The 22,600-nt window shown below is 61.7% G+C and carries 28 protein-coding genes; 13 read left to right on the top strand and 15 right to left on the bottom strand.

Annotation, left to right across the window (positions count from 1 at the left end):
- Positions 1 to 75: 75 nt before the first annotated feature.
- Both IEG05_RS11730 and IEG05_RS11725 read left to right on the top strand, forming a co-directional pair.
- The gene (locus IEG05_RS11730) at positions 76 to 444 is read left to right on the top strand and encodes a SpoIIAA family protein (protein WP_003299292.1); all 369 of its coding nucleotides are present in this window, start codon (positions 76 to 78) and stop codon (positions 442 to 444) included.
- Between the two features lie 97 nt (positions 445 to 541).
- Positions 542 to 1,003, top strand: a complete 462-nt coding sequence (locus tag IEG05_RS11725) for a DUF3597 domain-containing protein (RefSeq protein WP_014819949.1) — start codon at positions 542 to 544, stop codon at positions 1,001 to 1,003.
- Positions 1,004 to 1,043: 40 nt separating this feature from the next.
- Here IEG05_RS11725 and IEG05_RS11720 read toward each other — a convergent pair whose 3' ends face one another.
- The 3 genes from IEG05_RS11720 to IEG05_RS11710 form a co-directional block, all read right to left on the bottom strand.
- Positions 1,044 to 1,457 carry an HPF/RaiA family ribosome-associated protein gene (locus tag IEG05_RS11720; RefSeq protein WP_014819948.1) on the bottom strand — a complete coding sequence of 138 codons (414 nt, stop codon included), beginning with the start codon at positions 1,455 to 1,457 and terminating at the stop codon, positions 1,044 to 1,046.
- A gap of 311 nt (positions 1,458 to 1,768) precedes the next feature.
- Entirely contained in the window at positions 1,769 to 2,029 is a 261-nt protein-coding gene (locus IEG05_RS11715; RefSeq protein ID WP_014819947.1) for a hypothetical protein, read from the bottom strand.
- 187 nt (positions 2,030 to 2,216) lie between these two features.
- Positions 2,217 to 3,035, bottom strand: coding sequence for an inositol monophosphatase family protein (locus IEG05_RS11710; protein ID WP_191122079.1), 819 nt, complete (start codon positions 3,033 to 3,035; stop codon positions 2,217 to 2,219).
- A gap of 387 nt (positions 3,036 to 3,422) precedes the next feature.
- Here IEG05_RS11710 and IEG05_RS11705 point away from each other — a divergent pair, with 387 nt between their 5' ends.
- On the top strand, positions 3,423 to 3,818 hold the full coding sequence (locus tag IEG05_RS11705) for a DUF3597 domain-containing protein (protein ID WP_191122078.1): 396 nt from the start codon (positions 3,423 to 3,425) through the stop codon (positions 3,816 to 3,818).
- A gap of 54 nt (positions 3,819 to 3,872) precedes the next feature.
- Here the strand turns inward: IEG05_RS11705 and IEG05_RS11700 are convergent, their stop codons facing one another.
- Positions 3,873 to 4,109 carry a DUF2789 domain-containing protein gene (locus IEG05_RS11700; protein ID WP_014819944.1) on the bottom strand — a complete coding sequence of 79 codons (237 nt, stop codon included), beginning with the start codon at positions 4,107 to 4,109 and terminating at the stop codon, positions 3,873 to 3,875.
- Between the two features lie 117 nt (positions 4,110 to 4,226).
- Here IEG05_RS11700 and IEG05_RS11695 point away from each other — a divergent pair, with 117 nt between their 5' ends.
- Positions 4,227 to 5,159 carry a 2-hydroxyacid dehydrogenase gene (locus tag IEG05_RS11695; protein ID WP_191122077.1) on the top strand — a complete coding sequence of 311 codons (933 nt, stop codon included), beginning with the start codon at positions 4,227 to 4,229 and terminating at the stop codon, positions 5,157 to 5,159.
- 34 nt (positions 5,160 to 5,193) lie between these two features.
- Here IEG05_RS11695 and IEG05_RS11690 read toward each other — a convergent pair whose 3' ends face one another.
- Together IEG05_RS11690 and dgt are read right to left on the bottom strand one after the other, a co-directional pair.
- Positions 5,194 to 6,402: an ammonium transporter gene (locus IEG05_RS11690; protein ID WP_191122076.1), complete on the bottom strand. Its 1,209-nt coding sequence runs from the start codon at positions 6,400 to 6,402 to the stop codon at positions 5,194 to 5,196.
- 280 nt (positions 6,403 to 6,682) lie between these two features.
- Positions 6,683 to 8,179, bottom strand: coding sequence for a dGTPase (dgt, locus tag IEG05_RS11685; protein WP_191122075.1), 1,497 nt, complete (start codon positions 8,177 to 8,179; stop codon positions 6,683 to 6,685).
- Between the two features lie 107 nt (positions 8,180 to 8,286).
- On the opposite strand from dgt, the gene IEG05_RS11680 reads away from it, so the two are divergent.
- From IEG05_RS11680 to IEG05_RS11670, 3 genes are all read left to right on the top strand, one after another.
- A complete protein-coding gene (locus tag IEG05_RS11680) occupies positions 8,287 to 8,484 on the top strand; it encodes a hypothetical protein (RefSeq protein ID WP_179484493.1) in 198 nt (65 codons plus the stop codon).
- Positions 8,481 to 9,194 (top strand): MOSC domain-containing protein, encoded by a 714-nt coding sequence (locus IEG05_RS11675; RefSeq protein WP_191122074.1) that lies wholly within the window; start codon positions 8,481 to 8,483, stop codon positions 9,192 to 9,194. The genes IEG05_RS11680 and IEG05_RS11675 overlap by 4 nt, the downstream gene beginning before the upstream one ends.
- 184 nt (positions 9,195 to 9,378) lie before the next feature.
- On the top strand, positions 9,379 to 9,645 hold the full coding sequence (locus IEG05_RS11670) for a hypothetical protein (protein ID WP_023443774.1): 267 nt from the start codon (positions 9,379 to 9,381) through the stop codon (positions 9,643 to 9,645).
- A 38-nt stretch (positions 9,646 to 9,683) separates the two neighbouring features.
- On the opposite strand, the gene IEG05_RS11665 is transcribed toward IEG05_RS11670, so the two are convergent.
- On the bottom strand, positions 9,684 to 10,568 hold the full coding sequence (locus tag IEG05_RS11665; protein WP_014819937.1) for an O-acetylserine/cysteine exporter: 885 nt from the start codon (positions 10,566 to 10,568) through the stop codon (positions 9,684 to 9,686).
- Positions 10,569 to 10,783: 215 nt separating this feature from the next.
- Between IEG05_RS11665 and IEG05_RS11660 the strand changes: the two genes are divergently transcribed.
- Positions 10,784 to 11,482: a YebC/PmpR family DNA-binding transcriptional regulator gene (locus tag IEG05_RS11660; protein WP_014819936.1), complete on the top strand. Its 699-nt coding sequence runs from the start codon at positions 10,784 to 10,786 to the stop codon at positions 11,480 to 11,482.
- A gap of 93 nt (positions 11,483 to 11,575) precedes the next feature.
- Positions 11,576 to 11,920, top strand: coding sequence for a YajD family HNH nuclease (locus IEG05_RS11655; RefSeq protein ID WP_003299313.1), 345 nt, complete (start codon positions 11,576 to 11,578; stop codon positions 11,918 to 11,920).
- Between the two features lie 21 nt (positions 11,921 to 11,941).
- Here IEG05_RS11655 and IEG05_RS11650 read toward each other — a convergent pair whose 3' ends face one another.
- Positions 11,942 to 12,373: a universal stress protein gene (locus IEG05_RS11650; RefSeq protein ID WP_003299314.1), complete on the bottom strand. Its 432-nt coding sequence runs from the start codon at positions 12,371 to 12,373 to the stop codon at positions 11,942 to 11,944.
- Between the two features lie 135 nt (positions 12,374 to 12,508).
- Between IEG05_RS11650 and IEG05_RS11645 the strand changes: the two genes are divergently transcribed.
- The 3 genes from IEG05_RS11645 (at position 12,509) to IEG05_RS11635 (ending at position 14,481) form a co-directional block, all read left to right on the top strand.
- Positions 12,509 to 12,949: a group II truncated hemoglobin gene (locus tag IEG05_RS11645; protein ID WP_104097770.1), complete on the top strand. Its 441-nt coding sequence runs from the start codon at positions 12,509 to 12,511 to the stop codon at positions 12,947 to 12,949.
- Positions 12,950 to 13,134: 185 nt separating this feature from the next.
- A complete protein-coding gene (locus IEG05_RS11640) occupies positions 13,135 to 13,683 on the top strand; it encodes a non-canonical purine NTP pyrophosphatase (RefSeq protein ID WP_191122073.1) in 549 nt (182 codons plus the stop codon).
- A gap of 6 nt (positions 13,684 to 13,689) precedes the next feature.
- Positions 13,690 to 14,481, top strand: a complete 792-nt coding sequence (locus IEG05_RS11635; RefSeq protein ID WP_191122072.1) for an SIR2 family protein — start codon at positions 13,690 to 13,692, stop codon at positions 14,479 to 14,481.
- Positions 14,482 to 14,594: 113 nt separating this feature from the next.
- Here the strand turns inward: IEG05_RS11635 and IEG05_RS11630 are convergent, their stop codons facing one another.
- Positions 14,595 to 15,110: a hypothetical protein gene (locus IEG05_RS11630; RefSeq protein WP_014819933.1), complete on the bottom strand. Its 516-nt coding sequence runs from the start codon at positions 15,108 to 15,110 to the stop codon at positions 14,595 to 14,597.
- Positions 15,111 to 15,379: 269 nt separating this feature from the next.
- On the bottom strand, positions 15,380 to 17,317 hold the full coding sequence (locus tag IEG05_RS11625) for a sodium:solute symporter family protein (protein WP_191122071.1): 1,938 nt from the start codon (positions 17,315 to 17,317) through the stop codon (positions 15,380 to 15,382).
- Between the two features lie 154 nt (positions 17,318 to 17,471).
- Between IEG05_RS11625 and IEG05_RS11620 the strand changes: the two genes are divergently transcribed.
- A complete protein-coding gene (locus IEG05_RS11620; RefSeq protein ID WP_042925625.1) occupies positions 17,472 to 18,317 on the top strand; it encodes a GNAT family N-acetyltransferase in 846 nt (281 codons plus the stop codon).
- 18 nt (positions 18,318 to 18,335) lie between these two features.
- Here the strand turns inward: IEG05_RS11620 and IEG05_RS11615 are convergent, their stop codons facing one another.
- The 5 genes from IEG05_RS11615 to IEG05_RS11595 all read right to left on the bottom strand — a co-directional run bounded on the left by IEG05_RS11615 (position 18,336) and on the right by IEG05_RS11595 (position 22,582).
- A complete protein-coding gene (locus tag IEG05_RS11615; RefSeq protein ID WP_003299325.1) occupies positions 18,336 to 18,473 on the bottom strand; it encodes a hypothetical protein in 138 nt (45 codons plus the stop codon).
- Between the two features lie 542 nt (positions 18,474 to 19,015).
- Positions 19,016 to 20,011, bottom strand: a complete 996-nt coding sequence (gene rpoS, locus IEG05_RS11610) for an RNA polymerase sigma factor RpoS (RefSeq protein ID WP_003299327.1) — start codon at positions 20,009 to 20,011, stop codon at positions 19,016 to 19,018.
- 100 nt (positions 20,012 to 20,111) lie between these two features.
- Positions 20,112 to 20,912 (bottom strand): peptidoglycan DD-metalloendopeptidase family protein, encoded by an 801-nt coding sequence (locus IEG05_RS11605; protein WP_191122070.1) that lies wholly within the window; start codon positions 20,910 to 20,912, stop codon positions 20,112 to 20,114.
- Between the two features lie 79 nt (positions 20,913 to 20,991).
- A complete protein-coding gene (locus IEG05_RS11600; RefSeq protein ID WP_023443764.1) occupies positions 20,992 to 21,927 on the bottom strand; it encodes a polyprenyl-phosphate transporter in 936 nt (311 codons plus the stop codon).
- 19 nt (positions 21,928 to 21,946) lie between these two features.
- Complete coding sequence (locus IEG05_RS11595; RefSeq protein WP_125862403.1) at positions 21,947 to 22,582, bottom strand: protein-L-isoaspartate(D-aspartate) O-methyltransferase; 636 nt, start codon at positions 22,580 to 22,582, stop codon at positions 21,947 to 21,949.
- Positions 22,583 to 22,600: the final 18 nt, after the last annotated feature.

The following is a 22,600-nucleotide window of genomic DNA, read 5'->3' as shown; positions in this document are numbered from 1 at the left end:
CGGTCGCGACGCAACGTCTATGGTCAGGTATGCGGGGTAACTCGCATAAAACACAGATCAATCGAGGGTCTGCGCATGTTTCACGTATCGCGCCGAGGCGAAAACCGCATCGATATCGACTTCTCCGGCAAATTGGACAGTCAGGCCATGCGCGCTGCGCTGGATGACCTGCTGTTCAAATCCGAAGGCATCAGCCATGGCCGCATGCTCTATCGCATCGGCGACTTCGACCTGCCTACGCTCGGCGCTGTCGGCGTGGAGCTGTCACGGCTGCCGCACCTGTTCCGTTTCATACGCCGTTTCGACCGCTGCGCGGTGGTCGCCGGCAAGGAATGGCTGCGCAAGGCCAGCGAGGTGGAAGGCGCGCTGATCCCCGGGCTGACCATCAAGGCCTTCGACCTGCACCAGGAAGCCGAAGCCAGCGCCTGGCTGGAGCACGGCTGAGGGGCCACGCCAGGCCGACAATTACCCGACCTGCGGGAGCGAATGGTCTGTCCTGGATTGCTGTCGAATATGGACATCAACAGTCAGGAGAACGGACATGGGACTTTTCGATACGATCAAGGCCAAGCTCGGCCTGGGTGATGCTTCCAACGAGGCGCAACACAAGGCTGATGCACCACCAGCCGACGCTACCCGCTCAAGCGCCGAGGGCATCACGCTGGGAGAAAGGCCCACCGCCACCGACAACGCGACTATCGCGCCGCACCAGGACTTGAATCAGTCATCAGCCACGGCGAGTGGCGTGGATGTGGTGGCACAACTGGAAGCCAAGGCGGCGGCACACCCGGAAGCGCTGAACTGGCGCACCTCGATCGTCGATCTACTGAAGTTGCTCGGGCTGGACAGCAGCCTGGAAGCACGCCGGGAACTTGCTACGGAACTAGGCTGCCCGCCGGCAGAGATGGCGGACTCGGCGCAGATGAACATGTGGCTGCACCGGGCGGTGATGAAGAAGCTTGCCGAAAATGGCGGCAGGATTCCGCCGGAATTGCTGCACTAGATGTGTGAAGGGCCTTCCGAGGAAGGCCCTTGCTTACGGCTTATGAATTGCGGACCTGCTCGTCCGCGAGGAAATCTTCCTCCAAGAGCGCGTCACGCTCGGCCACCGCGCCATCGATCATCTGCGGCTGGGCTCCGGAGCGCTTGCTACGCAACTTGCCGAACTGGTGAGCGAGCGCATTGTTCAGCTTGTCCACCGCGCCGTCGATCGCCAACTCCAGCGATTCGGCCTTGTGGGTGACGGAGATCGGCTGCAGCCCCTTCGGCCGCGCTTCGATCTGGCAGCGCTTGTCATGGGCGCCGGCCTTGTCACCGTTTTCGTCGTTGAGGTGCACGACGACGCGCGTCAGCTCGTCGTCGAACCGGTCCAGCCTGCTTGCGACACTGGCACTGACCCAATCAGCCAGACGGGCACTGCCTTCGATGTGGTTATCGCTGTGAACCTGGATTTGCATAAGTCGTCCTTACTTCCGCTTATGAGCACCACCGTTTCCGGTGGCTTGGTGATAGCTATGCCACCGTTTCACTTATTAAGCAACGGGCAAAATGCCGCCGACGCAGTCCTGCCCGTCAGCACTTTTCGCTTTGCTATCCGAAACTTAGCCGGTTCGCCGGCGTTCCTGCCGCAAACGGTACAGATTCATGCGCTGGCAACTGTGAAGAGAATTGTGTGTGCAGGTGACGCATGCTACACGCCCATCTGACGCGCTCAAGGCATGCGTCGGACGATGGACATCCGACGCATGAAAAGACGCTTCAAGCATTGCTAGGCGGCCTTCTGGAACAGCTCGCGGCCGTGATCGAGATGCTGATCGACCAGCCACTTGCCATGGGCGATGGACAGTCGCTGGGCCTTTTCCAGCTCGTCCATGAACGCATGCTCGAGCGGTAGCGGCATACGGCGAGTCACGTGCCCGGCGGGATCGGTAATCCGGCAACCGCCAGCCCAGGGTGTCGGGGTGCCGGGATATTCCATCACCTCGGCGGTGATGAGGTGGTCGCGGTGGGTGCATTGCATCATGGTCATGATCGTTACCTCGCTTCTATGCGGGCAGCCATCAGATCACGCAGGTTGGCTCAGGCTGATGGGCCGCCGATTGTCCCCCCCTGATGAACAGGGCCGTTTCGCCGGCCCCAGCGCGTCAGAACGGTATAGCACAGGCTGCCCGACTCGGGCCTGGCAGTGCACGGTCGACTGACGAACGCGCAACGCCTCAGCCATCCAGCGAAGGGCCGATCAGCTCGGCCAGCTGTCGATACACGCCGGGCGCCGCCACCAGATAGGGGTTACCCCTGAGCAGCCCATCGTTGCGGAAGAAATCGTTGCGCAGCCCGCCCGCCTCGACCACCAGCACCAGCCCGGCCAGGCAATCCCAGCTCTTGAGTTCGGTCTCGTAGTAACCGATCAGTCGCCCTGCGGCGACGTAAGCCGTCATCAGCGCGCCGGAGCCATTGCGGATGAACATGCCGCCTTCGGCCAGCAGCTTTTCCAGAAACGGAATGAAATGCTCCTTGCCGCGCGGATGGAAGGTGCCCGCGCCGGTCAGGCCATCACGCACATGGCTGGCGGCGCTGACCGTGATGGGTGTCTCGTTGACATAGGCGCCGCGGCCGAGACAGCCATGGAAGAGTTCGTCATGGTTGGGATCGGCGATCGCGCCGACGTGCGGTTCGCCGTCGACCAGCAGACCGATGGAGACGCACCAGTTGTGCAGGCCGTTGACGAAGCAGGCGGTGCCGTCGATGGGGTCGATGACCCAGACGCAACGTGCCTTGAGATCGGCCGAGCCGCTCTCCTCGCCGAGAAAGCCGTCCTCGGGAAAACGTTCGGCGAGCCGCTCGCGAATGAAGTCCTCGATGCGCTTGTCGGCGATGCTGACCACGTCTTGGCGATCGCTGCCCTTGTGCTCCACATCCAGCGTCTCGCGTTGCCGATAGAAATCCATGCCCAGCTGCGCGGCTTCCAGTGCGAGACTCCTGGCGCAGGCGTAGCGGGCATCGATATCGAGGTCTTGCTGGGTCGACTCGCTCATGATCGGTTCCTGAAACAAAAGCGGCATTCTAGTGGACTGTTTGGTGAGTTGGTTGAGGCAAGTTCGGATGATCAGGGCTCCCTGCGACGAGTCATAGCGGGGCTATGGCAAGGAGCAGCAACGCTGTATCGGGGCCATGGGCGCCGAAATTGACCAACTGAACCTGCCAAACAGGCCACTCGACATGCGCCTGTTACAGCACGAGCGATGCAGGGAATCGACTGGGCAAGAAGATGAATGACTTCGGTCCACCCAGGGCGCCCAAAAGCCCAATTTCCCCACGCCACTCGCCGGAACGCCCCGTTCAATAGGGACGCGACGAATCGATACACGTGCGGTCCTAATCTGCGAGCCACGGCTCATCATTCACGCAGACAGGAGATCCCCATGGGCTTGTTCAACTCGATACTGGAAAAGATCGGCCTCGGCCAGGCACATGCCGCACCCGACAGCACAGCGCCCACCACACCACCTGAGGCCTCCACAGGCGGTGCCGGCGCCCCCACGGGCCCTGCAGTGGACCAGGTGGACGTCGCGGCCAAGCTCGACAGCATGGCGCAGAATCACCCGGAGAAACTCAACTGGCGCACGTCCATCGTCGACCTGCTGAAGTTGCTCGGCCTGGACAGCAGCCTCACCGCGCGCAAGGAACTGGCTACCGAGCTGGGTTGCCCGGCTGACAAGATGGGGGATTCAGCGCAGATGAACATGTGGCTGCACAAGGCGGTGCTGAACAAACTGGCCGAGAATGGCGGCAACGTACCAGCCGATCTGCTGGACTGATCTGCCTCGAGGGCGACAGGCGAGCTGCAGCGATTGCGGCAGCTCGCCTGGTGATCAATGCTCGTGCATGCGCACATTCAGCTCGTCGACAATCGGCGCCCACTCCGCATCCTCGACCCACTCATCGCGCAGCAGCGCGCGCTGCGACTCGTTCCAGACCGGCGCATCGGCTAGCCGAACGTCTTCCGGCAGGTGCCCATGCTTGCCGATGAATGCATCGATACTCGCCGGGTCTGACGCCAGACCCAGCTGCTCGAACAGAGTACCGAGGTCTTTGTTGGGTAGTTCCATGATGTTCTCCTTAGGCTCGTCAACAGGCTGAAAGGCGCGTCGCGCGTTCCGCTACTTGCCTATTCAGAGACTCTGCGGCTGACTACAGTTCCGCCTGGACCGATGAGGAACGACTGCATGGACATCCTGCTCTGCGGCAGCTTCGACGATAACGAGCGCGACGCTTGGCTCGCAGAGCTGCAGCGCGCCTTGCCGCAAGCCCGCTGGCACCTGTCCGCGACGGCGGAGAACGCCGGGCTGATCAACGCGGCGGTGGTCGCGAACCCACCCGAGGGCTTGCTGCAAGGCTTGCCAAACCTGCGGCTGATCCAGTCGCTCTGGGCCGGCGTGGACCGCCTGCTCAGCGACCCGAGCCTGCCGGACGTGCCGGTGGCACGCATGGTCGACCCGGCCATGAGCGCGGCCATGGCCGAAACCGCGTTGTGGGCGACTCTCTCGCTGCATCGGGGTTTCTACGATTACGCCCGGCAGCAGCACGCCTGCGATTGGCGGCAACTGCCGCAGCGGCGGGCTGACGAAATCCAGGTGACGCTGCTGGGCATGGGCCAGATGGGCCGGACATGTGCCCAGCGCTTGGTCACCCAGGGCTACCGCGTGACCGGCTGGAAGCTTCGCAGCGGCGCTGCCGAGGGCGTCGCGCTGGAGCACGGCATGGATGCCCTCTGGCCGCTGCTGGCATGCAGCGACATCGTCATCAACCTGCTGCCACTGACGCCACAGACTGGCGATCTGCTGGACCGGCGTTTCTTCGAAGCTCTGCGCCCCGGCGCCGGGCTGGTCAACCTCGCACGGGGCGGGCACCTGGTCGAGGCTGATCTGCTGCAGGCGCTCGAATGTGGCCAGGTCGGCCATGCGGTGCTCGACGTGTTTCGCAGCGAGCCGCTGCCGGCAGAGCATCCGTTCTGGAAGCATCCACAGGTGACCGTGCTGCCCCACATCGCAGCCGCAACGGACATGCGCAGCGCGGCCCGGATCGTCGCCGTTAACCTGCAAGCGCTGCGTGACGGCGAGCCGCTGCATGATCTGGTGGAGCGCAGCCGCGGCTACTGAGCGCGGCTGCGACAACCGGACATAAGCAAGCGGCTCAATCCTGGCTGAGCGCGCCGATCCGGTGGATGGAAAGATCCGCGCCGTTGAACTCTTCCTCCTGGCTCAGGCGAATACCGGTGGTCAGCTTGAGCAGGCCGTAGACGCCGAAGCCGCCGAGCAGCGCCACCAGCATGCCCATGCCGCTGCCGATCACCTGACTGATCAGGCTCACGCCGCCCAGACCGCCCAGCGCGGACTGGCCGAAGATGCCGCAGGCCACCCCGCCCCAGATCCCGCACAGGCCGTGCAGTGGCCAGACACCCAGCACATCATCGATCTTCCAGCGATTCTGCGTAGCAGTGAACGTCCAGACGAACAGTGCGCCGGCGATCACACCAGTAGCCAGTGCGCCGACCGGATGCATCAGATCGGAGCCGGCACAGACCGCCACCAGGCCAGCCAGCGGGCCGTTGTGCAGGAAGCCCGGGTCGTTACGCCCGGCGAGCCATGCCGCTGCAGTGCCCCCAACCATCGCCATCAACGAATTCACCGCAACCAGCCCGCTGATACCCTCGATGGTCTGCGCGCTCATGACGTTGAAGCCGAACCAGCCGACGATGAGAATCCACGAGCCCAGCGCCAGGAACGGAATGTTCGACGGCGCGAAGGCCACCAGCCTGCCATCCCGGTAGCGACCGTTGCGCCGCCCCAGCAGCACTACCGCGCCGAACGCCAGCCAGCCGCCCATGGCGTGCACCACCACGGAGCCGGCGAAGTCATGGAAGGATGCACCGAACTGGTGCTCGAGCCAGCCCTGGAAGCCGAAATTGCCGTTCCAGATAAGGCCCTCGAAGAACGGATAGACGAACGCGACGATCAGCAGTGTGGCGCACAGCTGCGGGCCGAACCGCGCGCGCTCGGCGATACCGCCGGAGATGATCGCCGGAATGGCCGCGGCGAAGGTCAGCAGGAAGAAGAACTTCACCAGCGCGTAGCCGTGGTCCACCACCAGCTGGCCGGCCGGCTGCATGAAGGTCACGCCATAGGCGACCCAGTAGCCGATGAAGAAATACGCCAGGGTCGACACTGCGAAGTCGGTGATGATCTTCGATAACGCGTTGACCTGATTCTTCAGACGTACCGTACCGACTTCGAGAAAGGCGAAGCCGGCGTGCATGGCCAGCACCATCACCGCGCCCATCAGGATGAACAGGGTATTCGAACCGTGGACCAGGGTTTCCACGGCGCTGTTGAGGTTTTCCATGGGTCACTACAGCCTCAGCGGATAAATCGCACCAAAACGGTTACCTCCGCCAGACGCATGCACCGAGATGCATCAACGCGTCATGTCGGGCCACCGTCACCTGCAGCCGGAGCTTGCTTGCAGCGAGACGCTGAAGCGCCATGAAACCTTTGATATCAACAGGTTAAGGAAACTACCGGAAATCCGTCATGCGCCATTGCGGGGCTCGCACGACGACTGCTGCACCAAGCAAAAGCAAGGCGCGTACCAAGCGCAGCGGCAGTTCTGGTGCAGCGCACCCTCAGAGGGCGGAAAGGGCCCGATACTCGTCCTGAGCCAGTTGGTCGGTCATGCCGCTGATGTAGTCCTGCAGCATCCGGTTGCGGTAGTAGAACTCCCACAGAGGCCAATCCGCCGATTGCTCAGCATGCTCCTTGAGCGCTTCGTGGTAGGCCTTGATCAGCTGGTTGGGCAGGCGTCGAGCCAGCATCTGCAGGTGAGGTTCGCTGCGGCAGGTGCCGAGGCTGAGTGCATCGAACACGGTGGCCGGCACGCGCAGCAGCGGCGCATAGAAGTCGAGCAGGCCCTGGAGAATGCGATAGCCCTGCAGTTGCAACGTTTCCACCTCGCGGTGGCAGAACACGTGCTCCATCGCGACATCCTTGAAGGTCTGCACGATGGCGTTGGGTAGGCTGTCGTCCTCCAGCAACGCGCGATCCAGGGTGCCGTGATAAACCGCGTCGATGTTGTCGATGAACTGCCGCGCAGCGTGCTGCACCAGCGGGTGGATCATGTTCACCCGCAGCCAGATGAAGAACTCGCCGGCCTTGTTGATCGGCTCCTTCTGTGCGCGTTCCAGCGCATAGTTGACCATGCCCCGGAAACTGCGCTCCGGACCCGGCACCGGGGCATCGACCGAACCATGCAGCGCGAACTTGGCGAGCAGCAGCTGCGCCAGCTGTTCGATGCTGAAGATGCCCTTCTCCACCGAATCCTCGATGTCGGCAAGGCAATAGGCGATGTCGTCGGCGGCCTCCATCACGTAGGCCAGCGGGTGACGCGTGCACGGCTGCAGATCGAGCGCCGCCTGCAGCGCACGCACGAAGGGTTCCTCGGACAGATAGAAGCCGGGCTTCTTCAGCAGGTAGGCGCCTGGGGTGCCCTTCGCGGGCTTGGCCTGATAGGCCGGACGGACGTACTTGAGCAGTCCGGCGGTCTGCGTATAGGTCAGGTTGAGGCGTTGCAGCGAGACCACCAGGCGAACCGCCTGGGCATTGCCTTCGAAGAGCTTGAGATCGACCAGCATCCGTTTGCGCAGCTCGGCATCGCCCTGCCCCGGGGTCACGGCGGCCGTGAACAGCGCGTCGAGATTGCGCTCGAACCACTCGCCGATGGCGTACTCGCCGAAATGGCCGAACGGCGGATTGCCGATATCGTGCATCAGGCAGGTCATCTCGACCAGGCTCTGCAACGCCGGCTCGAGTCCGTCCAGGCCGAACTCCGCGGCGCGGTGGCCGAGCTGCTTGTACAGGGTGCGAACGATGAAGCGGCCGGTCTGCTGCACTTCCAGCGAATGGGTGAGGCGGCTGCGCACCGCGGCATTGCGCTCCAGCGGAAACACCTGCGTCTTCTGCTGCAGGCGGCGCACCGCGGCCGAGTTGATGATGCGCCCGCGATCGCTCTCCAGCTGGTCCAGCACGACGTCGAGGCTGCCATCGCTGGCCCGCAGGCCCGCTTCGGCCTTGCCATAGGGGCGCTGGCGGGAGATTTTGTGCTTGAAGTTCATGGACACCGGCATGCATCGTTCTCGCGGCGCAAAAAGAATAGCCATCGAGCCTAACGCGAGCGTTCCGGGTTTACCATCGCTGCCCCTTTCATCGCCGAGTACGGCGACGGAGACGATTCGTGAGTCGAGCAGATTTTCATCAGAACAATGCCGAGCGCGCCCTCGCCGAAGCCCAACGCCTGCTGGACCAGCAAGCGGCCCTCGGCTCGCGCTGGCTGGCCTGGGTTGCCACCGAGCTGTATCAGCTCAGCCCACCGGAATACACCGCCATGGTCCGCCGCGAACTGGAGCAGCTCAACCGAGCACAGCAGCCGTGACCCAGCAGGCGCCACGCACCTCGCTCGGAGCCTGGACCGTCGACGGCCCATTGCTGTGCCGTCAGTTTTCGCCGCTGCCGGATAGTCGCAGAGCCACCGCCATGGACAAGCAAGCCAGCGACGGCCCGTTGTGGCTGGGCCTGGATGGCCTGCAGGGTGATCGGATCGCCGATCGGCGTTTTCATGGTGGGCCGGATCGCAGCCTCTGCCACTACCCGACCCAGCATTATCAGTATTGGTCGCAGCGCTTCCCGCCGCTGCGCGCGCGGCTTGGTCTCGGCGCCTTCGGTGAGAACCTAGGTAGCCAGGCGCTGGACGAAGAGCAGGTATGCATCGGCGATCTTCTTCGCTGGGGCACCGCGCTGATCGAGATCAGCCAGCCGCGCTCGCCCTGCATCAGGCTGGACAACCGTCACGGTGTGCGTGGCCTGGCACGGGAGCTGTCGGGGAGCGGCCGCACCGGCTGGCTCTATCGGACCATCGAGCCAGGCACCGTGCGTCCTGGCGACACGTTGCAGTTGCTCGAGCGCCCGCACCCGCAGATCAGCGTCGCGCACCTGTGGCGCTGCTTTCTCGATCAGAACCTGACTGAAGACAACCTGCAGCAACTGGCGAAGCTGCCGCGTCTGGCCATGCATTATCGGGCGATCTTCCGCCAGCGTTACGACGCCCTTCGCGCCCAGCGCGACCAACACAGCCTGTTCGACTGATAACTAGGGGCTGTTCCCGTTTCGTGCGGCAAATGGCGCCATCCGGCGTTGCGGGACTTGGCAAGGGAACCACCATTACCTGCGTCCCGCGCCTGCGGAACGCCGCCCGGGCATGGCGCTATTTGGCGCAGCAACGCGGCTTGCGACGAAACGGGAACAGACCCTAAGCAAAGCAGTGCGTGCAATGCAGCCCAGCAGTGCCATACTGCAGCGGTCATGGAAGACACAGGCCGGAAACAGGCTTCGCTCCAGCAGCGACAGTCAGGTCTTCGCACATCAGGACATGTCCAGCCAGCAATCAGAGGTGAACACCATGAGCAAGGGAATGGACGCAAAGAAGAACGGCAAGAAAAAGCCGATGAAAACGGCGCAAGAAAAACGGATGGCCAAGCGCGACAAGAAGAGTGGCTCGGGCACTACGCTGCTCGGCGCCCACGCCGCCACCCATTGAGCCTTATCGCTGCGACGCCCGGTCTGATGCCGGGCGTTTCAGACCCTGGCCAGACGCAACCGACCGAACAACCAGCTACCGCAAACATTCACCCCCAGGCCGAGCATCACCAGTAACGCCCCACCCAATTGCAGCGTCCCCAGCCGCTCGCCCAGCAACACGCTGGCTGACGTCAGCCCGACCACCGGCACCAGCAGCGAGAACGGGGCCACCTGGCTCGCAGGGTAACGCGACAGCAAGCGACTCCACAGGCCATAGCCGAGAATCGTCGCGCCGAATGCCAGATAGGCCAGCACTAGAATCGTCTGCCAACCAATGCCGCGCAGCGCCGCCTCGATCACCGCCGGCCCCTCGAGCCATAGCGACAGCGCCAGGAATGGCAGCGGCGGCACCAGACTGCCCCATACCACCAGCCCGACCAGGTTCACCTTGCCGACCTTGCGCGTGACGATGTTGCCCAGCGCCCACATCGACGCCGCGCAGATGGTCAGCACGAAACCGCTCAGGGTCATGCCCAGGCCGGTCTGCGCGCCGATCATCGCCAGACCGCAGGCCGCGATGACCAGTCCCAGCAAGTTGGCTGCGCGCAATCGCTCGCCGAGAAACAGCGCCGCGAAGAACAGCGTGAAGAACGCCTGCGACTGCAGCACCAGCGAGGCCAGTCCGGCCGGCATTCCATGTTTCATCGCGGTGAACAGAAAGGCGAACTGCCCGAGCGAGATGGTCAGCCCATAGGCCAGCATCCAGCGCAACGGCACCTGCGGACGCTTGATGAAGAACACCGCCGGCACGGCCGCCAGCATGAAACGCAGCGCCCCCAGCAGCATCGGCGGCACGTCGTGCAGGCCGACCATGATCACCACAAAGTTCATGCCCCAGACGACGATGACGACCAGCGCGAGCAGCAGATCCCGAGGCGACATGGCGACGCACCCTGTTGCGTAAAAGAAGCATTAAAGACGCCGCTTCCGATGAGCGCTCCATACAGTGATCGCCAAAATGAGCGGCACAGTGCGGAGCAACCGCCCATCGCCCTGACACAGGCAGCACACGTCAGGCTCAACCGCCACCGGCGACGCAAGGCCGGAATACGCTATAGAATCCGCGCCTGACTTCATCACTTCAGACGGGGACGAGCATGGGCGCACAGTGGAAAGCGAAGCATAAGGAAGCGGCGGCGAACGCCAAGGGCAGGATCTTCGGAAAGCTGTCGAAGGAAATCATGATCGCAGCCCGCAGCGGTGCCGACCCCGACATGAATCCGCGCCTGCGCCTGGTCGTCGAACAGGCGAAGAAGGCCTCGATGCCCAAGGACACCCTGGAGCGCGCCATCAAGAAAGGCGCAGGCCTCAGCGGTGAGGTGGTCCACTACGAACGCACACTCTACGAAGGCTTCGCGCCGCATCAGGTGCCACTGATCGTCGAGTGCCTGACCGACAACGTCAACCGCACCGTTGCCGAAATCCGCGTGCTGTTCCGCAAAGGCCAGTTGGGCTCCTCCGGCTCGGTGAGCTGGGACTTCGACCACGTCGGCATGATCGAAGCCGCGCCTGAAGGCGACGCCGATGCGGAAATGGCCGCGATCGAGGCCGGTGCGCAGGATTTCGAAGCAGCCGACGAAGGCAGCACGCTGTTCATTACCGAACCCACCGATCTCGACGCCGTGTGCAAGGCGCTGCCGGAATTCGGCTTTACCGTGCAGTCCGCGCAACTGGGCTATCGTCCGAAGAATCCGGTCAGCCTGTCCGGTGCCGAACTGGAAGAAGTCGAAGCCTTTCTCGAGGCCATCGACGCCCACGATGACGTGCAGAACGTCTACGTCGGCTTGGCGGGCTGACAGCCATCGACTTTACTTGGGGCTGTTCCCGCGCGTGGCGATGCCGACGCGGGGATGGGCCCTGACGAACAACGAACCCGGCGAGCATTCACCATGAGCAGCAGCAAACCGACCACGCCCTACAGTCAGCGCGAACAAGGCTATCGGGAAAAAGCACTGAAGATGTATCCCTGGGTCTGCGGTCGTTGCGCGCGGGAATTTTCCGGCAAGCGCCTGAGCGAGTTGACGGTCCACCACAAGGACCACAACCACGACAACAACCCCGAGGATGGCTCGAACTGGGAGCTGCTCTGCCTGTACTGCCACGACAACGAGCATTCCCGCTACACCGACAACCAGTACCAGGCCGAAGCCAGGCCGGGCAGCGACCTGGGCCCGAAGGAAACCTTCAAGGCCTTCGCCAACCTGGCCGATCTGCTCAAGGGTAAGCAGGACTGATCGGCCAGACCGGCATTCAGCTCACTTGACCAAGAGCACCGGGACCGATACCTCATGGATCACCCGGTTCGCCACCGAGCCCATTAGCATCCCGGTGAAGCTGCCCAGACCGCGAGTGCCCATTACCACCGTGTCGCAGCCCAGCCGCTTGACCGCGTCGTTGACCTGCTCGGCAACATTGCCCAGCAGCGCATGGGTTTCGCAGCTCAGGCCGCCGGCCTGCAACACGGCTGCCGCTTCGTCGAGCACGGAGCGCGCCTTGGCCATCAGGCCGTTGTTGAGTTCATCGATCATCGCCGACGTCACGTATTCGCCGTAGATGATCGGTTCGTGCTGAACGTTGACCACATGCACCTGTAGCGCGATCCCGGTATCCCGCGCCAGATCGACGACATACTGCAGGGCGCGCTTGGCGTTGTCCGAACCATCGTATGCAACCAGAAGCCTGCGCATTTCCTGTCTCCGCTGTTGTGTGGACCTTCAGCTTAGACCAGCTGCCTGCGCGTTGCGGGCGCTGCTCGCACTTGTTTTGATCTGGCACAAGCGCGCATCATCTCGCGCCCTTTCAACGAGCCAGAGACGAGTCTGATGAACCCCAATCAAGGTCCCGCGTTCGGCGTCGGCGACGCCTCGTTCCAGGCAGCCGGCGGCGAACCGGGCCTGCAACAGCTGGTCGCGGACTTCTACCAGGTGATGGACCTGGCGCCAGAAGCCGCGGGCGTTCGTGCAATGTATCCGGCAGACGTGAGCGACGCCCGGGACCGGCTGGCGAGCTTTCTGAGCGGCTGGCTGGGTGGCCCGAAGCGATACGCAGAGAAGTATGGCGGCATCAGCATTCCGCAGTTCCATACCCGCTGGCAGGTCGGCGAAGCCGAACGCGATGCCTGGCTGTTCTGCATGCAACAGGCCATCGCCCGTCAGCCATTCACGCCGGAATTCGCCGAGTACCTGCTACGGCAGCTGCGCGTCCCCGCCGAGCGCATCCGTCAGGTGCAGGCAGTCTGCCCGATGCGTCCGGGCCGGAGCTGAAGCGCCCTCCCCGCCAGAGTCTGCAATGTCATTCCTTTAAGACGTGGCGCTACAACGTCCATAGGCGCGCCTGATCGATTAATCCGCTGGGCAGGAGAACCGAGCCACTCACCTTGCGTCATACAGACAAGGGCGGCCGTCGTGGCGGCAGCATTCATCCGTCGAAACCGGAGCTGGCTCGTTCCATGAAAATCCGCTTCGCGTCCATCAACCCGCAGAAGATCCTCGAGGTTTGCGAGATTCTCCAGCCCAGCGGAATCGAGGTGAAGCCCTTTCCCATCCGTATCGAGGAGCTGCGTACCGAGGACCTGCACCAGCTGGTCAGCGACAAGCTGCTGGTCGCCTTCAAGATGATCGGTAAACCGGTCTTCGTCGAACACACCGGGCTTTTCATCAACAGCCTCAACGGCTTTCCCGGCGGGCTGACGCAGATCTTCTGGGACCGACTGCAGGCCGAGCGATTCTCGGAGCTGATCGGGCGGCTGGACGATCCGGCCGCCGAGGCGCGGACCCTGATCGGCTATTGCGACGGTCGCAAACGGCATTTCTTCGAAGGCGTGGTCGCCGGGCGCATCGCACCGTCGCCAGCCGGGCATGGCGGCTTCGAATGGGACGACGTGTTCATTCCCGAAGGCCAGACCCAGACGTTCGCGCAGCTGGGCACGCAAAAGAACGGCCTTCCCATGCGCCGGCGCGCACTCGACGCCTTCGTCGCCTATCTGCGGGAGTCCTGAGCAACCATGGACCAGCTCCACGAAGCGTACCGGAACAATCGCCTGATCCTTTTTGTCGGTTCCGTCGTATCCGCCAACATTGGCTTGCCGCCGTGGAAGGAGCTGATCGACGAGATCGCCGTGCAGCTCGACTACGACCCGGAGGTGTTCAACACCTACGGTAATTTCCTCGCCCTGGCCGAGTACTACCGGATCAAGAAAGGCAGCATCGGCCCGCTGCGCAGCTGGATGGACCGCGAGTGGCATCGCAACATCGAAATACGAGACTCGGAAATTCATCGGCTGATCGTGCGTGGCCGTTTTCCGGCGATCTATACCACCAACTATGACCGTTGGCTGGAGTACGCCCATGACGCCCATGCGGTGGACTACATCAAGATCGCCAACGCCAGTGACCTGACCAAGGCCCGTGATGGCGTCAGGCAGATCGTCAAGTTCCACGGTGACTTCGATGATGACGCCTCGATCGTGCTTGACGAGACCAGCTACTACCAGCGCCTGCAGTTCGAAACGCCGCTGGATATCAAGTTACGCGCCGACACATTGAGCAAGGCCGTTCTGTTTATCGGATACAGTCTTTCCGATACCAATATACGTCTGCTATTTCACAAGCTGTCGAAGATATGGAACGAACACGAGACGCTCGGTGTACGGCCCATTTCATATGTGTTCTCACACAAGCCGAACCCGGTTCAGGAAGAAGTGTTGAGGCAATGGGGAATTCGCATGATTGCATCGGAAGACGATGAACCCGGCGTTGCGCTGAAGAACTTCCTGCAGCAACTGGTTGAAACCTGAGAGCCTTTTTCCAAAAACAAGCGAAGCGGCATTAAAACAAGCGAAACGGCACTTTGACGAAGACACAGGCAATTTAGCATGCGCGATGTCGGGTGACATCGCGCATGTCCTGATCAGTAGTTGAAGCCAACACCGATGCTGTAGAGGAACACTCCGTCATCATATCGATCCTGTGCATCGCTGCCGCTCTTGAACAGGAACTGATATTCCGCCATCGCGGTAATGAACGTCTTGTCCTGAACCCAGTACTTGAAGCCGACTTCCGGCCCCGCCATGAACGTCTCGTCTACCCGGTCACCGTAGACACCACCAATGCTCGCACCGATGAAAGGCCGTGCCTTGCCGGTGCCGAAGTGATAGTCATAGAAGACGCGAGTCGAGCCATCGAACTTGACACTTTCTCCCTCGGTATCACGCGCATTGACAGTCTGCCGGACACCCCAGAGAGAAGATTCGCTTAAATACTGACCCCAACTTCCCTGTACGGAAAAAACAGTATCGTCAAAGTCCTTGTCGCTGCTTCCTGCACCACCCAATGTGATTTCCTTGTCACCGGTCATGGGAGCCGCACCGGCAACAGCCGGAAGCATGGCGGCAACCATTAAGGAAGTTTTGAAAAGTCGATTCATGACGGCACCTCTGCTTTTGTGCTTGTTATGAAATACGCAATAGCAATGCGTATTCCTGAGACAAGCATGTAAACCCTGAGACTGCTCAAAGGAATCGACGAATGACCGGCTTTTCATGCAAAACAATAGAAAAAAGCGTCAATTCGATGATTTTTATAAATTTAGCCTAGAACGCGATACTGTTATGCCAGCACGACAACCTTCAAATAGATATTAGAAAGGCAATTATAGAATCGTTGCGTGATATACATATAAACCTGTCCATTGATTCAGCCAGCCACATCCACACTCTTCTCGTGAAGTTCAAGCGCATCATCTTCCCGTTCATCATCGAAATAACGGCTAAACGCGAGATACATCCACACGGGTGTCAAAGCCAACCCAACGGCGATACATATCCACGCCAGCACAGAACTTCCTTCCGGCTGAGGAAACAGCAACCGCCCCACGCCGATCAATAACGTGTAGACCGATAGCGCCGTAACGCCTACCGCAAACAGCCGTACACCGAGAGCCTTGAGCGACTCCCGGCGCGAGACGCCACAACGCATGGCGGTCTGTCCCCAGAAGCCGAACGGCCGCACCCTGCGATAGAAGCGATCCAGCGTCTCCTTGTCCGTGGGCGGGGTGATGTAGCTAACCAGAATCGCGGCGCTGCAGGTAACCAGGGACATGATGCCCAGACGTATCCACTCCCGCTCCGGATCGGTGCCCAGGTAGTAGAGCAGCAAGGGGGCGGTGATCAGCGATGCGATCATTGCCGTCAGCTCGGAGTACAGATTGATCCTCTCCCAGAGCCAGCGCAGTACCAGCACCGAACCCATTCCGGCACCGAACAGCAAGGAGATGAACCAGGCCGTCTGGATCGAACCGAGGTTGGCCATGATGACCATCGCGATCAGCAGGATCAGCACGTTGGAAAGACGCGCGACCAGAACCAGCTCTTTGTCCTTGGGCTTGCGCTTGAGCAGCTTCGGCGCCACGACCCCACCATAGACATCGTTGCTCCAGTACGAAGCGCCCCAATTGAGATGCGTATCCACGGTCGACGCCAGGGCCGCCAGTAGGCCCACCAGCATCAACCCGCGGAAACCCGGTGGTAGCAATTCTTCAATACCGGTGACGAACAGCGCCTCGCGCGCGGCGGTGAAGCCTTCACCACTCATCTCTTCCGGACTGAACGGATACAGCACCAGCAGACCGATCGCTATCGCCAGCCAGAACAGGCTGCGCAGGAATATCTGCAGCCAGGTGAATACCAAACCGGCAATACGGGCCTCACGATCTGTCGGGCAAGCCATGCTGCGCTGCGCCAGGTATCCGGTACCGTCGGAATTCATCTGGAACAGCCACTGCAAACCGACGATCACCAGGAATGGCGTCAGCGCCTCGCCGGCATTGCTCGGCGGCGAGAACGAAAGCATCTTGGCCGCCTGCTCGCTGCCATACAGCTCGACGATCCGGTCGGTCAGGCCGCCCAGTCCACCGGCTGCGTCCACCACGAACCAGGCGTATACCAACGTACCCAGCATCGCCACGCTGAATTGCATGACATCGGTCTGCACCACCGCACGCAGGCCTCCAGTGATCGAGTACATCGCCGTGAAGGTCAGGATCAACAGGATCGAAATGAGATTGTTGGTGCTGGTCGTCAGCTGATCGAGCCCACTGATGCTCTCACCAAGCCGTATGCCGCTGGCTTCCACTGCGCCCATGATCACCGCGTAGACGCCGCCCGGCAGCCACTCGTGCCATGGCAGAAACACTTCGGCAATGCGAATGGCCGCGACCAGTACCATCGCCAGCACCACACAGTTGATAACGGTGCCGTAATAGATCGCCTTGAACAGGCGCAACGGCACCACTGCGGGACCGCTGTAGCGCACACGAGTGAGTTCGGCGTCGGTGAGCACCCCGGCACGGCGCCAGCCGGAGGCGAATACCCATGCAAGCAGCAGGAATGCCAACCCATAGATCCACAGCCGCCACAACGCGAAAACCCCGGCAGTCGCGACCAGACCGCTGACCAGCAACGGCGTATCGGCCGCGAACTGCGTGGCGGACATCGACACACCTGCGCGCCAGCCCTTGATGGTTCGTCCGGCAAGAAAGTATTCATGAAGGCTCTGCGAGGCTTTGGAGCGGGCGCGCATCCCTGCCGAAAGGCCGTAGAAAACGAATGCGAGCACAATCAGTAGATCCAACATGTTGTTATTCCTGTCGTTGGAAACGCTAAGGGTGAGAGCGCCAAGACGACGGAAAGATGCAGCGAACGGATGAACGGCAGCGGTCGGATACAGGGCGTTTGGTGATCGCAGCACAGGCGCTAGACTAGCGCCCTCGAAAAATCCACGGTCGGTCATGCCCACTCTCGACTATTCGCCGCTCCCCAAGGCTTTGCAGCCGCTGCTGGTCAGGTTCTATCGAGCCCACAACAGCCGTAACCGCATACGTCCCGAGGCCACATGCTGGGTGGCCCGGCGCGGCGCCATCCTGGGTGGGCTCTGCCTGACGCCAGTAGCGGATGGGCATTTTCTGACCGGCTTGTTGGTGACCCCTTCGCAGCGGAGCCGCGGCATCGGCGCGCAGCTTGTACGCGAAGCGCTGATGTCGAACAGCGGACCGGTCTGGCTGTTCTGTAAACCGGAACTTCTGGATTTCTATACGCAACTTGGCTTCGTCATGACGGACCAGCTGCCTGACACCCTGGCCGACCGACTGGCCCGCTACCGACGGACCAAGGCACTGATTGCCCTGCTCAATGACCGAAGGATGATGCCCATGCCAGCAGCAACCCTGAACATCGCCATCGCCTGCCTGATCGACGAACGCGGACGCCTCCTGGTCGTGCGCAAACGCAGCACCCGCTTCTTCATGCTCCCCGGGGGCAAGGCAGAGCCGGGCGAAACACCTCTGCAAACCCTCAAGCGTGAGCTTCATGAAGAACTCGACCTGAGGCTCGAGGATGATGACCTCGAGTCGTTCGGGCATTTCCGCGCACCGGCTGCCAACGAGCCGGACCATCAGGTCGAGGCGGATGTGTTCATCGGACGCCTGCCCCACGCAGTGAAGGTGCAGGCCGAACTGGAAGAACTGGGTTGGCTGGAGATCGCGCCATGCGCGAGGGAGGATGTGGCGCCGCTGTTGCGCAGGCATATCATGCCTGCGCTATTGATGCGTACGGAGGGGAAGGAACAAGCCGTCTGAGCGTGCGCCTCCGGTTGATCAGGGCGAGATCGGATCGCTGGCTGGAAAGGTTTCTTCGATAGCCTCATCGAGCTGATCTTCGTCAGCCTCATCCGGCCGACGGGTCACGTCGTCCTGCTCTTTGGTGGGCTGGTCGTTGTGCTGGTCGCCGTTCATGTGGTTCTCCGCTGATGGACTGTTCCCATTAGGCCGTGCCCCGGCCACTCGGTTCAGCGGGAGTTTCTTGCAGGCAAAAAAAGGGGCGGGTTTGACCCCGCCCGCCTCCTTCCTTGTTCCCTGTATCCCTTCTCATCTTCCTGGATGACACCGCTTCCTGCGGCGGTCCTTGACCTTCATCCTGAAGGCCGCGCTAATCCCTGAGCACGGGTGCGATATTAATGATCGGCGTGACGACAACAAGCTGTGGCATCCGGCCGCAGCACTGCCTGGCCCATCCAGAGCATCTAATAAGTTCTATAAAAATCAGTCACTTGCGTAGTGATGCTGGCATAAATCGCCGGTCACCGTAGCTGTTTCGTGGGGTTTGCTTACAACGCTTGTAAGCAAATGCGTACACGGGGAGAGGACAACCAGGAAAATCGACCGCGGCGGATTAAGCTAAGGGATCGACCCAAGGCAGCGTGTGTAAGGGGTCAGGAAGAGTGCAGCAGCGGCGGGATTGTCGTCGGGCCCGGCAACCAGACCCGACAACATTGATGTCACTGGAACAGCGCGTCGCTCGACAGGCCGTTACGCTCGAGAATCTCGCGCAGACGGCGCAGCGCCTCCACCTGGATCTGGCGAACACGCTCGCGGGTCAGGCCGATCTCCTGCCCCACCTCCTCCAGCGTCGAGGCTTCATGGCCGCGCAGGCCAAAACGACGGATAACCACCTCCCGCTGCTTTTCGGACAGATCAGACAGCCATTGGTCGATGCTGTTGGACAGATCGTCATCCAGCAGGAGCTCGCAAGGATCGGTCGGGCGATCGTCGGTCAGTGTATCGAGCAGCGTCTTGTCCGTGTCCGGGCCAAGCGACACATCCACCGAAGTGACGCGTTCGTTGAGCCCGAGCATGCGCTTGACCTCACCGACCGGCTTCTCCAGCAGGTTGGCGATCTCTTCAGGGCTGGGTTCGTGGTCGAGCTTCTGGGTCAGCTCGCGAGCGGCCCGGAGGTAGACATTCAATTCCTTGACCACATGAATCGGCAGGCGAATCGTGCGGGTCTGGTTCATGATCGCCCGCTCGATGGTCTGTCGAATCCACCAGGTGGCATAGGTGGAAAAGCGGAAGCCGCGCTCGGGGTCGAATTTTTCCACCGCGCGAATCAGACCGAGATTGCCCTCCTCGACCAGATCGAGCAGGGAAAGACCGCGATTGACGTAGCGTCGGGCGATCTTCACCACCAGGCGAAGGTTGCTTTCGATCATGCGCTTGCGCCCCGCCGGATCGCCTTTCTGCGCCAAACGCGCGAAATGCACTTCTTCTTCGGGGGTCAGGAGGGGGGAGAAACCGATTTCGTTGAGATACAACTGGGTTGCATCTAGCGCCCGGTTGTAGTCGATGAACTTGTGCTGTTTGCTGGATGTGGCCTTGGGTCTGCCTGCACTGGCAGCCTTGGTCACTTTGTCTTTCTGGTCGAAGTGGATCGGCGTTTCCATGAGCAGAACCGCATCGTCGACGTCAAACTCCAGCGCGTGGTCTTTAAGTGCCATTTAATTCTTGTCCTGTTCCGGGTTCGACAACAGGCCCAAGCGGCGCGGGTCCCTGGCTACGCTCAAGCCCAACCTAGTGCTGGAACAGGCAGGCGACAGGTCAACGTCTTGGCAGGTATTGCAGCGGGTCTACGGGTTTGCCCTGGCGACGAATCTCGAAATGCAGCTTCACCCGGTCGGTTCCCGTCGATCCCATCTCGGCGATACTTTGCCCAGCCTTGACTTGTTGACCCTCCCGCACCAGCAGCCTGCGGTTGTGTCCGTAGGCGCTTACATAGGTATCGCTGTGCTTGATGATCACAAGTTCGCCGTAACCCCGTAATCCACTGCCGGCGTACACAACAGTCCCATCAGAAGCAGCCAGGACAGGCTGTCCCAAATCCCCAGCGATATCAATTCCTTTATTCAAACTACCGTTTGAGGAAAAACGACCGATGATCGTGCCGTTCGCTGGCCATGCCCAACCGCTTGCAGAGCGGGTCACAGGCGTAACCGGAGTGCGCGCCGGCTGGCTAACCGCGGGCTTAGGTTGTGTGGTGATCGCCGGCTGGCGCGGCACCGGATTGGCGACCACGACCGGGGTGGATGAGGCGGGACTGGAAGGAGGCTTGGGCACCGGCTGCGGGGTAGCAGCGGCCGTTCGGGTGGCGCCGCCGCTAAAGCGAATCCGCTGACCGGGATAGATGACATGCGGCGGCTGAATGCCGTTTACGCGGGCCAGATCGCGCCAATCCCAGCCAAAGCGGAAAGCGATGGACCACAGCGTGTCGCCGCGGCGCACGATGTACTGCCCGCTGGTGACACGATCACGCTGGTTGCGATCGACGACCTGCACACCACCGCCCGGAGGCGAGGATGCGCAACCGACCAGCGTGCCGGCGATCACCAGCACGCCGACCATCGAGCGGACCAAAGGGTCGCGAATCCACCGCCGTACTGCTGTGAGCCTCAATGCCCGCTCCCTTTCATAGACACGTGCGTCAAACGCCTTCCGTCATCGGCTGGCGTCGCCCGGCGAACCACTCGAGACCCAGCACCAGGACGATGCCGCCCACGGCCAGCAGTATGGCCAGCAGCAACTGCGGGTCCTGGCCGGTCAGATCGCCATAGGCGCCGGGCAGCAGATTCTGCTGCAGGACCGGAACGTTCTCGCCGCTGGAGTTGGTACGCCAGGTCAGCGTTTCCTTCCACGGCCAGACCTTGTTCAGCGAGCCGAGCATCAATCCGGTCAGAAACGCCAGGGTCAAGTCGCGCCAGCGCTTGAGCAGCCAGCTGAGGAACTTGGCAAAGCTGAGCAGACCCACCAGGCAACCGGCAGCGAAGATCGCCATCACGCCGATATCGAAGTTCTTTACCGCACCCAGCACCACCGGATACAGCCCCAGCAAGACGAGGATGAAGCTGCCGGATATCCCCGGAAGGATCATGGCGCAGATGGCGATGGCACCGGCGAAGAACAGGCTCAGGCCGTCACTGCCCCATTGCACCGGGGCCGCCACCGTTATCCAGTAGGCGAAACCGATACCCAGGCAGAAACTCACCAGCCGCGACAGGTTGCGCCGCTGGATCTCCTTGCCCACCAGATGCACGGAAACCAGGATCAGGCCGAAGAAGAAGGACCAGACGGGAATCGGATGCTCTTCCAGCAGGAAGGTAATCAGCCTGGCCAGGCTGAGGATGCTGGTCAGGATGCCGGCAAACAGCACCACCAGAAAACTGCCGTTGGCGGTCTTCCACGCCTCGGCGACGCGCCCCCGCAGCAACGGGCGGATGGCATAGGGCACCGCACTGATCGAACGCAGCAGCTCGTCGTAGATGCCGGTGATGAAAGCCACCGTACCGCCCGAGACACCGGGCACCACATCCGCTGCGCCCATGGCCATGCCCTTGGCGTACAACAATAAAGCGTCTTTCATGCTTTCTTCCGCTGAATGATCAAATCACGGGGCCATTGAGCAGCGGCACGAAACGTACGGTATCCAGAAGATGACGCGAAAAGCCGTTCTCCTCTCGAATGATCAGCATGAGTTGCTGGACCTCGCCGGCCCCTACCGGGATCACCAGACGCCCATCGGGCGCCAACTGATCGAGCAGGGCCTGCGGCACATCGGCTGCCGCTGCGGTGACGATGATCCCGTTGTAAGGCGCCAATGCTGGCCAGCCTTCCCAACCATCGCCCCAGCGAAAGACCACATTGCGCAGCTTGAGTTCGGCGAGGCGCTCCTTGGCTCGGTCCTGCAGCGCCTGAATGCGCTCGACCGAGAAGACCCGCTCGACCAGCTGCGCCAGCACGGCGGTCTGGTAGCCGGAGCCGGTCCCGATTTCGAGAACCTTGTCCAGCGGCCCGTCGGCCAGCAGCAGCTCGCTCATGCGTGCAACCATGAACGGCTGGGAAATGGTCTGGTTGTGTCCGATCGGCAGCGCCGTATCTTCATAGGCACGGTGCGCCAGGGCTTCGTCTACGAACAGATGACGTGGCGTGCGGCGGATGACTTCGAGCACCTGGGCGCTGGAAAGACCTTCCTCGTACAGGCGCTGGATGAGGCGATCACGGGTGCGTTGGGAGGTCATTCCCGACCCATGCAGCAG

The sequence above is a fragment of the Stutzerimonas kunmingensis genome, assembly GCF_014764705.1.
GTDB lineage: Bacteria > Pseudomonadota > Gammaproteobacteria > Pseudomonadales > Pseudomonadaceae > Stutzerimonas.
Note: the sequence above shows the minus strand (reverse complement) of the source record. Positions and strands in the feature narration are given on the sequence as shown.